The 14,897-nt window shown below is 28.9% G+C and carries 13 protein-coding genes; 11 read left to right on the top strand and 2 right to left on the bottom strand.

Translation table 11 applies throughout. The features are described 5' to 3' along the window. Positions 1 to 42: 42 nt before the first annotated feature. Complete coding sequence (locus tag Q3287_RS08195; RefSeq protein ID WP_407963843.1) at positions 43 to 873, bottom strand: MerR family transcriptional regulator; 831 nt, start codon at positions 871 to 873, stop codon at positions 43 to 45. Between the two features lie 72 nt (positions 874 to 945). Between Q3287_RS08195 and Q3287_RS08200 the strand changes: the two genes are divergently transcribed. Next, positions 946 to 2,673 (top strand): ABC transporter ATP-binding protein, encoded by a 1,728-nt coding sequence (locus Q3287_RS08200; protein WP_407963844.1) that lies wholly within the window; start codon positions 946 to 948, stop codon positions 2,671 to 2,673. Between the two features lie 35 nt (positions 2,674 to 2,708). Further along, entirely contained in the window at positions 2,709 to 4,571 is a 1,863-nt protein-coding gene (locus Q3287_RS08205; protein ID WP_407963845.1) for an ABC transporter ATP-binding protein, read from the top strand. A gap of 53 nt (positions 4,572 to 4,624) precedes the next feature. Here Q3287_RS08205 and Q3287_RS08210 read toward each other — a convergent pair whose 3' ends face one another. Next, the gene (locus Q3287_RS08210; RefSeq protein WP_407963846.1) at positions 4,625 to 5,512 is read right to left on the bottom strand and encodes a LysR family transcriptional regulator; all 888 of its coding nucleotides are present in this window, start codon (positions 5,510 to 5,512) and stop codon (positions 4,625 to 4,627) included. Positions 5,513 to 5,618: 106 nt separating this feature from the next. Between Q3287_RS08210 and Q3287_RS08215 the strand changes: the two genes are divergently transcribed. The 9 genes from Q3287_RS08215 (at position 5,619) to potA (ending at position 14,897) form a co-directional block, all read left to right on the top strand. Beyond that, positions 5,619 to 6,206 carry a LysE family transporter gene (locus Q3287_RS08215; protein WP_054269567.1) on the top strand — a complete coding sequence of 196 codons (588 nt, stop codon included), beginning with the start codon at positions 5,619 to 5,621 and terminating at the stop codon, positions 6,204 to 6,206. 400 nt (positions 6,207 to 6,606) lie between these two features. Beyond that, positions 6,607 to 7,296: a polyphosphate polymerase domain-containing protein gene (locus tag Q3287_RS08220; RefSeq protein WP_054269568.1), complete on the top strand. Its 690-nt coding sequence runs from the start codon at positions 6,607 to 6,609 to the stop codon at positions 7,294 to 7,296. A 77-nt stretch (positions 7,297 to 7,373) separates the two neighbouring features. After that, positions 7,374 to 8,048, top strand: a complete 675-nt coding sequence (locus tag Q3287_RS08225; protein ID WP_407812130.1) for a DUF4956 domain-containing protein — start codon at positions 7,374 to 7,376, stop codon at positions 8,046 to 8,048. 16 nt (positions 8,049 to 8,064) lie between these two features. Next, positions 8,065 to 9,945, top strand: a complete 1,881-nt coding sequence (locus Q3287_RS08230) for a CotH kinase family protein (protein WP_407963847.1) — start codon at positions 8,065 to 8,067, stop codon at positions 9,943 to 9,945. Between the two features lie 418 nt (positions 9,946 to 10,363). Further along, the gene (locus tag Q3287_RS08235) at positions 10,364 to 11,164 is read left to right on the top strand and encodes a transporter substrate-binding domain-containing protein (RefSeq protein WP_054269571.1); all 801 of its coding nucleotides are present in this window, start codon (positions 10,364 to 10,366) and stop codon (positions 11,162 to 11,164) included. 9 nt (positions 11,165 to 11,173) lie between these two features. Continuing rightward, entirely contained in the window at positions 11,174 to 11,839 is a 666-nt protein-coding gene (locus Q3287_RS08240; protein ID WP_407963848.1) for an amino acid ABC transporter permease, read from the top strand. A 330-nt stretch (positions 11,840 to 12,169) separates the two neighbouring features. Further along, entirely contained in the window at positions 12,170 to 12,859 is a 690-nt protein-coding gene (locus tag Q3287_RS08245; RefSeq protein WP_054269573.1) for a YitT family protein, read from the top strand. A gap of 436 nt (positions 12,860 to 13,295) precedes the next feature. Then, positions 13,296 to 13,835, top strand: a complete 540-nt coding sequence (locus Q3287_RS08250) for a helix-turn-helix domain-containing protein (protein WP_021383760.1) — start codon at positions 13,296 to 13,298, stop codon at positions 13,833 to 13,835. An 18-nt stretch (positions 13,836 to 13,853) separates the two neighbouring features. Then, a complete protein-coding gene (gene potA, locus Q3287_RS08255; protein WP_054269574.1) occupies positions 13,854 to 14,897 on the top strand; it encodes a spermidine/putrescine ABC transporter ATP-binding protein in 1,044 nt (347 codons plus the stop codon).

The following is a 14,897-nucleotide window of genomic DNA, read 5'->3' on the forward strand; positions in this document are numbered from 1 at the left end:
ATTAATCTTTACATTCACTTTTGTATTCTTTAGTATCTCCTTTTACATTTTAACTTCTGCTGATATTTGAGTTAGATATTCATTAGAATCTCTTACACTTATATCATATAGGAGATATTCTTCATAAACAAAGTCTCCCATATATAAATTATTCTGATTGAAAAATTCTAAGAGTTTTTCATAAGTTTTATTAATAGTTTCATAACTTCCTTTATGATAAGCAGTTACATAAAGCCCTTTTGGTTTGATTGATGTAGGATATTTCTTATAGTCTTTATTAACTTTTGTAAATAAATATGAATACGACTCAAAATCTCTATTCATTATATCTTCGCCTTTAATGATTGAACCAATCATACCATCATCACCTAAATCATAGCTATCCATAAAGTTAATACATTCATATAAAAAGTTTTCATCATCATCTCCAAGAAATGGTTCCTTATAAGTAAGAGGCGTTTTGACTAAATACTCTTCCTCATGTTCTTCTAAAGTAATCGTATTTGCATCTATGTTACATGCTTTTTTAGTAAATGAAATGGTAGACTCCATTAAAGCCTTAATATTATTCAATTTTTCAATTTCATTATTAATATCAATAGTTTTCTTTTCTAAAAGTTCAATTAGCAAATTGGGAGTACGTTTATCTATATAAGTTTTAATTTCTTTTAAAGGCATTTTAATTTCCTTAAGTGAAGAAATTATACCAAAAATACTGAGTTGATGGTATGAGTAGTATCTATACCCATTTTCCTTCTTTAACTCTGGAGAGAAAAGACCTATATCATCATAATGAAAAAGCGTCTTTTTGTTGACTCCACAAATCTTTGCAAATTCTCCAGTTGTGAAATAATTTTTCGAAATTTGACTCATAATTAAAATTCCTCCTTGACTATCCTGTTACAGTATAGTTTATCATAATATTCTATAAAGGAGTGTGATTGTATGAAAAAATTAATTCGTTTTTTAAAACCATATAGAGTTTTAATTGTTACAGTGCTGATGTTTACATTTTTACAAACTCTTGGAACTTTATATATACCAACACTTACAGCGAGTATAGTAAATAATGGTGTAGTAAAAGGGGATGTAGATTATATTGTAAAGACAGGTATAATTATGTTGATAGCAGCAGGTATAACAGCTTTATCAGCTGTTTTAGTTTGTAAAGTATCATCAAATCTCTCATCTGGATTTTGTAGAGATATTAGAGAAGCAGTATTTGTAAAATCGCAAGATTTATCAATAAATGATTTTAATAAGATAGGTACAGCTTCAATGATTACTAGGAGTACTAGTGATATTACTTTAATAGGTCAATCCTTGTTTATGTTTATTCAATTGGTATTACCAGCACCAATTATAACTGTTTCTGGTCTATTCTTAGCATATTCTATAGATAAAGTAATGACAATTATTATTGTTACAGTAATGTTTCTATTCATGTTATCTGCATTTTTGGTTGGTAAGAAGGTTATCCGATTGTTTAAAATGATGCAAATAAAGATGGATAATATGAATAGAGTATTACGTGAAGTAGTAACAGGAGTAAGAGTTATAAGAGCTTTTGATAGAAGTCGTTTTGAAAAAAAGAGATTTGATAGAACTGCAATAGATTATTCTGAAACGGCAATTTCAATAAATAAAATATTTGCAGTACTTATGCCTGTTGTAATGTTAATAATGAACTTAGGTATAGTGAGTATAATTTGGTTTGGTGGTATGAGAGTAAGTAATGGAAATATGGAGATAGGTCATATAATGGCACTAGTTGAGTATTGTATCTTAATATTATTTTATTTAATTATGGGAGTAATGGTATTTATGTACATACCCAGAGCAGGAGCTTGTGCAGATAGAGTAAATCAAATCTTAGATATAGAACCTGAAATTGTAGATGGAAATGAATATAAAGATATTACTTCAGAAAGAGGACATTTAGTATTTAAAAACGTAACATTTTCATATTCAGATTCAGAGGAACCAGTTTTGAACAATATAACATTTGAGGCAAAATCTGGAGAAGTAACTGCAATTATAGGAAGCACTGGTTCTGGTAAATCCACTATTGCAAATATAATACCACGTTTTTTTGAAATTCAATCTGGAGAAATATCTATAAATGGTCAAGATATTAAGAATATGCCCCAAAAAGAGCTTAGAGACAAGATTGGATTTGTACCACAAAAAGCCTTTTTATTTAGTGGGACAATAGAAGAAAATATAAGATATGGAAAAGAAGATGCAAGTATTGAAGAAGTAAAGCATGCTGCAAATATAGCCCAAGCTGATGAGTTCATTTCTGATATGGAAGATAAGTATGATTCGTTCGTAGCACAAGGAGGAAATAACTTATCTGGTGGTCAGAAACAGAGAATATCTATTGCAAGAGCATTAGTTAGAAAACCAGAAGTATATGTTTTTGATGATAGTTTTTCTGCGTTAGATTTCAAGACAGATAAAAGGCTTAGAAAAGCATTGAAGAATGAAATTAAAGATTCATCAGCTATAATTATAGCACAGCGTATAAGTACAATTATGGATGCTAATCAGATTATAGTTTTGAATGATGGAGAAATTGTGGGTATAGGAAAACATAAAGAGTTACTTGAAAATTGTGAAGTTTATAAGCAAATCGCAGATTCACAGCTTAGTAAAGAAGAACTTGCATAGAGTGAAGAATCAATCTGTGTATTTGGAGGTGTAATATGAGTGAAAAAATAACAGAAAAACAAGATGTAGATGTACTTAGTTTTGAGGATGGTATGTCAGCAGAAAAAGCTAAAAATGCAAAAAAGACTACTAAAAGATTATTGAAATATATGAAAAAACAAAAATTTAAGTTATTAATGATTTTTATTTCAGTACTAATAAGTTCAGCTCTTACAGTTTTAGCACCAATGGTTATGGGAAAAGCTATTGACCAATTATTTAATGGGATTAAAACTGCAGTCCAAACAGGTACAAAATTCAGTGTGAATTTTAGTACTATGGGAGGCATAATATCAATACTTCTGGGGTTGTATTTAATTAGTGCAGTATTTATATATATACAACAATATATTATGTCAGGTGTTGCACAAAGTTTAGTTCTTAATATGAGAAAAGATTTAAGTGATAAATTAAATAAACTTCCGCTTAAATACTATGATTCTCACAAAAAAGGGGAAACACTTAGTATAGTTACAAATGATTTAGAGAAGGTAGCAGATAGTTTACAAGAAGGGTTAATGCAACTTATTACAGCAGTGGTCACAGTGATTGGTTCTATTGTAATGATGATAAGCATAAGTATACCACTTACAATAGTATCAGCTGTAACATTGCTTGTTTCTTTAGGTATTACTGTTATAATTGCAAGAAAATCACAAAATAGATTTTCAGAAAATCAAAAAGCATTGGGGGAATTAAATAGCAATATAGAAGAGATGTTTACTGGTCAAATAGTGGTCAAGGCATTTAGCAAAGAAAAAGATACTATAAAAAACTTCAAAGAACTAAATCAAAATCTTTATAATGCTAGTAGAAAAGCTCAATTCTCATCATATGCTATATCTCCAATTATTAGATTTATAAATCAAATTGGGTATGTTATTATAGCAGTTGTGGGAGGTGTATTTGCATCAACTGGAGCAATGACTCTTGGTAGTATACAGGCGTTTATACAATATGTAAATCAAGCATCAGAGCCTACTACAGAGATATCTTATATCGTAAATATGCTTCAAGCTGCAATTGCATCTGCAGAGAGAGTTTTTAAAGTTATGGATGAAGTTGAAGAAATAAAGGACAAAGAAGATTCAAAAGTTATCAACATGCCTAAAGGGAAAGTAGAATTTGAACATGTTAAATTTGGATATAGTGATGATTCTATTCTTATGAAAGACATTAATATTAAATTGAACGCAGGAGATAAGATTGCAATTGTCGGACCTACAGGAGCTGGGAAGACAACTCTTGTAAATTTACTTATGAGGTTTTATGAGATACAAGGTGGAAGAATTACTATTGATGGAGTTAATATAAAAGACTTAAAACGTGGAGAACTTAGAACTATGTTTGGAATGGTTCTACAAGATACATGGTTATTTAATGGTAGTATAAAAGAAAATATCGCTTATAGTAAGTCAGACGCTACAATGGATGAGATTGTAAGTGCAGCAAAATCAGCAAGAGTAGACCACTTTATAAGAACTTTACCTCAAGGTTATGATACTGTATTGACTGAGGATGCTTCTAATCTATCTCAAGGTCAAAAACAGCTCTTAACAATTGCCAGGGCAATACTTTCAGACCCATCAGTGTTAATTCTTGATGAGGCAACTTCTAGTGTAGACACTAGAACAGAGGTTGAGATTCAAAAGGCAATGAATAACTTGATGAAGGGAAGAACTAGCTTCGTTATTGCACATAGATTATCTACTATTCGTGATGCTGATTTAATATTGGTAATGAAAGAAGGCACTATTATTGAACAAGGAAATCACAAAGAACTTATTGAAAATAAAGGATTTTATGAAGAACTTTATAATAGCCAATTTTCAAGTGAATACGATGAAGAAGTTGTGTAATTAAAATAATCAATATGATAAGAAATAGATAGACTTACTTTAAATAAGTCTATCTATTTTTCATTTGAAACAACTAAATCAATAAATAATTGCATAAGGGGACTAATCCACTTATTTTTATGATGACCACATACTGCTACAATGTTTCTATCATCTAACTCTGTATCTATTGCACATAGTTCTCCTGTCTTCAAATCATCTTCTACTGCAAATGTAGGAAGGTATGACACTCCCATATCATTTTTTACTAAATTTTTAATAGTAGGTATACTCCAAAGTTCAATCGTATGGTCTAGAGTAATATTTTTTTCATTCAAATATGATTCAAACATTTGTCTAAAAATACATGCTGGCTCATCTATTATGAAAGGTATATCTAATTCTTGGTTTGGAGTAATAAAATCAGGAAATTGTTTTTTTACTTTTGGGGATGCGACTAGTGTCAAAGGTGATTCTCCAACAGTATAGGTAGAAATAGAATTTCCTAGGCCTCCAATATCTTTATAAAATATTCCTAAATCAATGTTTCCTGCAAGCAAAGAATTTCTAATATCATAGCAATTCATTGAGCGAAGAAATAGCCTTGCATTTGGTGCCATTTCATGAAAACGTTTTAAAATAGGAGGTATTTTATAACAAATAAGAGTTTCTCCCATTGCGATATGTAAATCACCACGTAGCTCAGACAAGTCAGTACCAAAATTCTTCATTTTATCAACAGAACATAGAACATCATCCACATAAGGTATTAGATTTTTGCCAGCTTTAGTTAAAACCATTTTTCTTCCTATCTTTTCAAATAAGTGTGTAGATAACTCTTGTTCTAATTGTTGTACTTGGAATGTTATTGTTGATTGTGTGTAATTGAGTTTATTTGCTGCTTTAGAAAAACTACCTTCTTCTATTATAGTTTTAAAAGTTTGTAGGTATTTAAAATACATGTTCATCCTCATTTCATTCAATATAATTGAAGTATAGATTTAAATATTTCGATTTTTTTTATTGTTTAATTTATAGTATTATAATATAAAAGGAGAGTGATTACAAGTGTTGAGTGAAGTTTTATTATCTTTTTTACCATATGCATTTGTTACAGGTTTTACACCAGGACCTAATAATATTCTTGCATTAAACACAATTAGCAATAATGGATGGAAAAAAGGAAAGTCAGTGGTTATAGGAATTAGTATGGGATTTATATGTATTATGTTTATATGTGCTCTTGGATGCCTTGAATTATCAAAGTTTATACCAATGATTACTGGTATTATGAAGTACATAGGAGCACTTTATATTATTTGGTTAGCAATACAAGTAGCTAAGAGCAAACCAAACAATGATAGTGATGTGAAGAAAGAATCCTTTTGGACTGGATTTATTTTGCAGTTTGTTAATGTGAAAATTATAATATTTGCCATTACTGTATATACAGGGTATGTAATACCTGTGTCACAGTCAGTTGAATATTTATTATCAGCAGCAGTTTGTAGTAGTCTTGTTGGCATATCTGGTACTTTGACATGGGCTCTAGCAGGAGGTATTTTACAAAAATATATAAACAAGCATTATAAAGTAATCAATATTATTATGGCACTAGTACTTGTTTGGAGCGCAGTAAAACTAATTTTAACATAATTAAGCATATATATTTTTAATTATATAAATTTAATTATTTAGTATTATAAATTTAGAAGATGGAACTATAGATTATATAATTTTGAATAATAAACTTGATTTTTTATTTAAAATATTTAATTTATCTATAAGTGACATCTTCTTTTTTGCTTTCTAAAACAACTATTTATTGACTATATAGAATCTAATACCATATAAAATTTAATTTCCAGATAAAAATGTAATTTATTATTAAAACTTAGATAAATAAATTCATAGATATCTCATCAGCTTAATCTTGTTTGCCACATATATGCCATAAAGATGCACTTATTTTACGGAGATTTAACAAAGTCAAGTGAAGTATACTCTAAATATAAAATAAATCAAACATAGTTAAATGAATTGAGAGGTGATAATAATGAATAAGAAGTTAAACTATAGGTTTGAGATGAAACACAAAATAACTGAAGCTGATGTCCTAGCTTTAAAATCAAGACTTTATCCAATAATGAAAAAAGATAGAAATGCATCAAAAGATGGAAAGTATCTTATCAGAAGTTTATACTTTGACACTCCTGAAGATAAAGCACTTTTAGATAAGTTAAATGGAGTTGCAATGAGAGAAAAGTTTAGAATAAGATTTTATAACAATGACCCTTCTTATATAAAATTGGAGAAGAAAATAAAACATTATAATATGACGTCAAAACTATCAGCTAATTTAACTAAAAAAGAAGTAGAGAAGATATTAAAAAATGACATTGAGTTTTTAAAAGAATCGACAAACTGCTTATTAAGAGAGTTTTATTTAAAAGTAAAATGTGAAAGATTGGAGGCAAAAAGTATAGTTGATTATGATAGAGAAGCTTTTGTCTATCCACTTGGAAATGTAAGAGTTACAATCGATAGTGATATTAAGACTTCTGTAAATTCAGTCGATTTATTCAATAAAGAATTGCCAACAGTATCAGTTATTGATGAAAATATGACTGTGTTAGAAGTTAAATATGATGAGTTTATACCAGATTTTATAAAAGATTTGGTTCAGATTAATAAAACTACTTCTACAGCAGTTTCAAAGTATGCATCGAGTAGATTGTATATATAGGATTGAAATTTAAATCTTATATAAAGAGTATCTAAATAAAATAAAAAAATTAAAAAACAGGAAGGATGATTTTAGTTATGACGTTTAACGATATTTTTAAATCAAGTTTTATAGAAAATGTATCAGGTTTTTCATTTGTAGATAGTGCTTTAGCTCTAGGTTCAGCATTTTTAGTAGGTTTGTTTATATATATGATTTACAAAAAAACCTATATGGGGATTATGTATTCTCGACCATTTAATGTGTCACTTGTAGCACTTACAATGCTTACAACTTTCGTAATATTAGCAGTTACATCAAATGTAGTTTTATCTCTAGGTATGGTTGGTGCTTTATCTATAGTAAGATTTAGAACAGCAATTAAAGACCCAATGGATTTGGTATTTCTATTTTGGTCATTAGGCTCAGGTATAGTTTTAGGTGCAGGTTTGATTCCACTAGCTGTTATGGGTTCAATAATCATGGGATTGATTCTAATATTCTTTTCAAACAAAACAATATCTGAAACACCATATATATTGATGGTAAATTGTAATAATGAGAATTCAGAGGACATTGCAACTGATAAAATTAAAAAAGTATTTTCTAAATATCAAATAAAATCAAAAAGTGTTACACCAGAAAAAGGTATAGAGTTGGTATTTGAAGTAAGAATGAAAGATGGAGAAACAAGTCTTATAAATGACTTAAGCCAAGTAGATGGAGTTACTAATGCAGTTCTTGTAAGTTATAATGGTGATTATGTAGCATAGAGAGGAGTAATCTTTTATGAAAGATAAAAAATTTACCCTTCTTATCTCAATTATGGTTATATTTTTATGTGCAGTAGTTGGAGTTTACAGTACATATGGTAATAAAAATGTTGACTTATATAGCAATGTATATATTGAAAAATATTTTGACAGAGATGAGGTTATGGAAGTTAATATAGAAATAGATGAAAGTGACTTGGAAGACATGAATGAAAATGCGATAAAAGAAGAATTTAAAGTTGCAAAAGTAACTGTAAATGGAGACACATATGGAAACGTTGGTATAAGAACTAAAGGAAATTCAAGTCTTACATCCGTAGCAAATAGTGATAGTGATAGATATAGCTATAAGATTAATTTCGATAAATATAATACTAGTCAAAGTATGGAAGGTCTTACTCAATTAAACCTTAATAACTGTTATTCTGACCCATCTTATATGAGAGAATTTTTAACTTATAGTGTCTGTGAGGAGATGGGATTAGCTACTCCAGAATTTGCATATGCCAAAGTTTCTATAAATGGTGAATATCATGGATTATATTTGGCAGTAGAAGGGTTAAAAGAATCTTATCTTGAAAATAATTTTGGAGATGTAACTGGAGACTTATACAAATCAGATGAAGGGGCCTCATTACAATATGAGGGTGATGACCCAGATAGTTACTCAAATCTAATCATTGAAAGTGATAAGAAAACGGCTGATTGGTCTAAAGTTACAAAACTATTAAAATCTTTAGACACAGGTGAAGATATTGAAAAATATCTTGATGTAGATTCTGTCCTCAAAAATATAGCAATAAGTACAGCTTTATTAAATCTTGATAGTTATCAAGGTAGTTTCGCTCATAATTACTATTTATATGAACAAGATGGAGTGTTTTCTATGTTGCCATGGGACTTTAATATGTCATTTGGCGGATTTAGTGGTTTTGGTGGAGGTAGTCAATCTATAGCTATTGATGAACCTACAACAGGTAATTTGGAAGATAGACCTTTAATATCTGCATTATTAAAAAATGATACATATAAAGCTAAGTACCATGAATATCTAGAAGAAATAGTAACCAAGTACTTGGATTCAGATTATCTAGAAAATATGACAACAAAATTACATGACTTGATAGCATCATATGTAAAGGAAGACCCAACAGCATTTTATACTTATGAAGAATTTGAAAAAAATATAACATCTTCAATTGAAGATTCTAGTGATAATAAGGGATTTGGTGATAAAGAATCTAATAATAATGATTCTAACAATGAAAATAAGAGTTTTGAAAATGAAAGTAATGAAAAAGAAGTTAATGCTGAATTAACATTAAGCGAAGTCAAAACTAATATGGATAATGATGCTCAAAATAATACTACAGACAATAGTGAAAATGAGAATAATATAAATACTAATAAAAGTGGAGACGATACTAATGAAAAGTCAGGAGGGGCAATGGGTAAAGGTGGAAAATCAATACCAGGAGTTTTAGAAGTCGCAGAAAATATGAGTAAAACTATAAAAGCTCAATTGGGTGGAGAATCTTCCTCAACTAAGGAAACTTCTGATGATAATAGTTCAAGTGAAAGTAAAGACACAGAAAATTCTGATGATAAGATGAGTGGTATGCCAGAGCCACCTGAAGGCATGGATGGAAAAACACCACCAGGAATTGGAAATATGGATAAGGGTGATATGAATGGTAAAAATGGAGATATGAATATAGATAGAAGTCAAGGGAATCCAAAGGAAGCTGGGGGTTTTGGTAATAAAGGAGGCGGCTCTATGAATAAAACAACAACATACTCTAAATTAATTTTAGGTGGAGCTTCAATGATAATCATGTCAGTTATGCTAGTAGGTGTATCAAAGATAAACCGAAGAAGATTTATAAAGTCAAAATAGGTTAAGATACAAATAATATTGATACTGTTAAGTAAATATCTACTTAACAGTATTTTTTTTATTTTAATATCTTTGTTTTTAATAAAAAGTATTTTCTTATAAGTGTTAGATTATTAATTATTGTAATTTTGTACACCTATAATTTTACAATGATATAGTAAAATTTAATTCTATTAAAAAAGTACATAGAAAAAAACGATTAGACAAAGTATGAAAAGTATAATACGATTGTTTTGGGGTAAATGGAAAATAAACTTATATTTTGTAGAAATATCCATAAAAATGAATGTTTTAAATTCAATTTATATTAAAGTAAAGAGTGATGTGTAAGTTGAAAAATTATAAAACTAAATCATGGTATATAAATAAAGTTTAAATTCATGTAAATAAAAATATCATCAAGTATGGAGGGATTTTAATGTATTGGAAAAGAGCATTAAGTTTATTAACATTAGGGTTAGTTATTTGTGGATTAACAATAGGCTGTTCAACAAAAGAAGAGCCTAAAAAAGAAGAAAAGAAGACTATTACAGTAGCTACAGGAGCAAAGTATTATCCTTTTAATTTTAGAGAAGATGGGAAAATGCAAGGTTTTGAAATTGATATATGGAATGAAATTGGTAAAAGATTAGATTCTGAAATTAAGTATGAAGTAAATAATGGAGATACAGGTGGATTACTTGGAATGGTGGATAGTGGTAAGGCAGATACAGCAGCTCAACAAATAAGTATAACGCCAGAAAGAGAAGAAGTGTATGATTTTACAGTACCATATGCTTATAATCCTCTAATGATAACTATTAGACCAGAGGATAAAGACAAGATAAAAAGTCTTGAAGATTTGAAAGGAAAAAAAGTCGAAGTTGGAGCAAATTCATCTGAAAGAGCGATAATGGAGGAAAAAAACAAAGATAATTCAATGGAATTAGTATTCAATGATGGAGCTGATTCATATGAAGGTCTTGAACTTGGCAGATCTGACGCAAGGATAATTTCTGTTTCTGCAACAGCTGCTAGAAATAAAAAAGCTGGTTCAAATTTTATCTCTGTTGGAGAACCTATTTATGAAGAAATAAATGCGTATCCATTTAGAAAAGATGAAGAATCAAAGGCTTTAAAAGCTAAGGTTGATGATACAATAACGGCTATGAGAAAAGATGGAACTCTTACTGAAATCTCTAAAAAATGGTTTGGAGAAGATATAACGATTGAGAGATAGGTGAATTTTATGAGTTTAGATGTATCATTCATGCTTAACATTTTACCAGAAATATTTATAGCATCTAAAGAAACAATAATAATGGCTTTAATATCACTAGTACTATCTTTAGTAATAGCAACTATAATGGCATTAATAAGCTATAACAAAGTTAAAATATTAAATGAAATTGTTAAAGTTTATACCTCAATTTTTAGAGGAACACCACTGCTAGTTCAGTTGTATGCATTGTATTTTGGATTACCAAGAGCTATTCCAGCTCTTGTAGATATGTCTCCATTTACTGCAATGATAATTGCTTTATCAATAAATATGTCTGCGTATATGTCAGAGACTATAAGAGGGGCAATTTCTTCTGTAGATAAGGGGCAATATGAAGCAGGAGCTTCCATTGGACTTACAAATGTGCAAATATTCAGAAGAATAGTCATGCCACAGGCTATAAGAGTGGCTATTCCTGCATTATCTAATCACTTTGTAGATTTAATTAAAGGTTCCTCATTAGCTTTTACTATAGGGGTAATAGAAATAATGGCGGCAGCAAATTATAATGGTGGTAGTAAATATAAATATCTAGAAGCGTTCTTAGTTGCAGGGTTTGTATATTGGTTTATCTTATTTATATTTGGACTTGTTCAAAAGAAAATAGAAGCAAAACTAAATTCTGCATATTAATAGTATTACATAATAAAATAGAAACCATTTAAATACAATTTCCTATTATATTTAAGTGGTTTCTATTTTATTATTCTATTTATGAACAATAAAATAATAAAGAATTTTAAAATATAGGACTAAATTTGAGAAGTGCTGAAACTAGAAAATCCATAATAAAAAATAATTAAAAATTGTAACTAAATTGTAATAAAGTGGTAGTTATTTAGCATAAAATGATGTATCATAGAAGTGTATTATAAAATTAATAAAGTAAGATTTTTTAAAAGAGAACTGCTGGCTTTTGATATTTAAAGTGAGTAGTTAAATTATGTTTAGGAGGGGTAGATTTTGTTACAAAAAGTATTATGGAAATTTTTAAAGCTAGTAGCGGGTTTATTTATATGTTCAATTGGTATAGTATTGACGATAAATTGTAACCTTGGTTTATCTCCTTGGGATGTGTTTCATCAAGGTCTTTCAAATCATATAGGAATAACTATAGGGACTGCCTCTATAATTGTAGGCTCTATAGTAGTTATAGCTGATGTTGTTCTTGGTGAGAATGTAGGATGGGGAACTGTTTTTAATATGCTATTAATTGGATTCTTTATGGATTTGCTTTTGTATAGTAAGTTAATTCCAGAGGCTGATAGTTTATTTGTAGGAATAATTATGTTGATATTAGGATTGATTCTTTTGGCTATTGGAATGGTATTTTATATGGGAAGTGGTTTAGGAAGTGGACCTAGAGATGGTCTGATGGTTGCACTTCAAAAGAAAACTGGAAAATCACTTAACTTAATAAGAGGGACTATAGAAGTTGGAGCATTAATAGTAGGATTTTTCTTAGGAGGAAAAGTTGGTATAGGAACTATAATAAGTGCATTTGGATTGGGTTATTTTACACAGATAGTATTTAGTTTATTTAAATTAGATTGTAGTAAGATTAAGCATCGATTTATAGTAGATGATATAAAGTTTATTAAGTTATATATGAGTGGGGATAAAAAAACGGCTGCTCAAAATATAGCTAAGTAATTTAATGATAAATTTAAGCAAAGGTTAAATGTTGTAACTTGAAGAAATTTTTAAATATATAATTTTAAACATTAAAAGAATGCTAAGCTAATAGGATTGCTAGGAAACTATAAAATATAGATTTCTAGCAATTTTTTATTTGTTTAACACTTTTTTATGTTTTAGAAGTATTATTATGTATTTAATGAATTAATTAATTTATAATTAGAGATACTAAACTTTATAAATATTAATATGAACACCTTTGATTGTGTATTTTCCAAAGCCTTTAAAATGCTTGTATTTATTCTAAGTAAAAAAATAAAAAAATGTCAAAAAAACTCTTGTATTATATCCGAATTTTATATATAATTACCTATGTTGTTTAGAAATTTTAAACTCAATGTTTAGTAAACAAAATGTTTAGTAAAATAAAACAGAAACTAGGAGGTGCAACATGGATATAGGTGAAAAGATAAAAAGATTAAGAACAGAAAAACAACTGACCCAGGAAGAGTTAGCTAATAGATGCGAATTGTCAAAGGGATTTATTTCTCAATTAGAAAATAACTTAACATCACCATCCATAGCTACCCTTATAGATATACTTGAAATACTAGGTACAAATTTAAGGGAATTTTTTAATGAAATAGATGACGAAAGAATTAGTTTTACAAAAGAGGATATGTTTGAAACAGAGGATGAAGATTTAAAATATAAACTGAAGTGGCTAATTCCAAACTCACAAAAAAATGAAATGGAGCCAATAATAATAACATTGTATCCAGGAGGACAATATAAAGAAGAAAAGCCACATGAAGGCGAAGAATTTGGATATGTATTAGCAGGTTCGATATATGTTCATATAGGCGAAAAGAAAAATAAAGTAAAAAAAGGAGAAAGCTTTTACTTTAGACCAAGAGCAAATCACTATATATCAAACGAGGGTAAAACGACAGCAAAAGTGATTTGGGTAAGTACGCCACCATCATTTTAGAATAGAGGTGTTTAATAATTGGTAGAAAACATAATAGAATTAAGAGATATATCTAAACATTATGAAGAACTTACGGTTTTAGATAATTTCAATTTAGATATAAAGAAAAATGAATTTTTAACTTTACTTGGACCAAGTGGATGTGGAAAAACTACTACATTAAAAATAATAGCAGGTTTTGAGTATGCTGATGATGGTAAAGTTTTATTTGAAGGTAAAGAGATAAATAATTTGCCACCATATGAAAGACAAGTAAATACAGTGTTTCAAAAATATGCTTTATTTCCACATATGGATGTATATGAAAATGTAGCTTTTGGACTAAAAATTAAAAAGACTCCAAAAGATGTAATAGATGCTAAAGTGAAAGAGGTTTTAAAACTTGTTGCACTAGAAGGTTTTGAAAGACGACAAGTTGACTCATTAAGTGGAGGACAACAACAGAGAATTGCAATAGCAAGAGCTCTAGTTAATGAACCAAAAGTATTGTTACTAGATGAGCCACTTGGAGCACTTGATTTAAAGCTTAGACAAGAAATGCAAATAGAATTAAAAAGAATTCAAAAAAAATTAGGAATAACATTTGTGTTTGTAACTCATGACCAGGAAGAGGCTCTTACTATGTCAGATACTATTGTCGTAATGTATAAGGGTAAGATACAACAAATGGGAACACCACAAGACATATATAATGAACCTAAAAACTCATTTGTAGCTAAGTTTATAGGTGAAAGTAACATATTTGATGGAATTATGATAGAAGATTATAAAGTTAATTTCTGTAATAGGGATTTTGAATGTGTTGATAAAGGATTTGAAAAAAACGAAAATATAGAAGTGGTAATAAGACCAGAAGATATAAAAATGGTAAAGCCAGAAGAAGGAATGTTAAAGGGGAAAGTTACATCTACTGTGTTTAAAGGAGTGCATTATGAGATAGAATTAAATGAGAATGGAAGATTGTGGATACTTCACAATACTAAAAATGCTGAGGTTGGAACAGAACTAGGCATGGACATATATCCAGAAGACATTCATATAATGAGAAAAGAGAGTAACTAA

Source organism: Clostridioides sp. GD02404 (genome assembly GCF_045898275.1).
In the GTDB taxonomy this organism is placed as follows: domain Bacteria; phylum Bacillota; class Clostridia; order Peptostreptococcales; family Peptostreptococcaceae; genus Clostridioides; species Clostridioides difficile_A.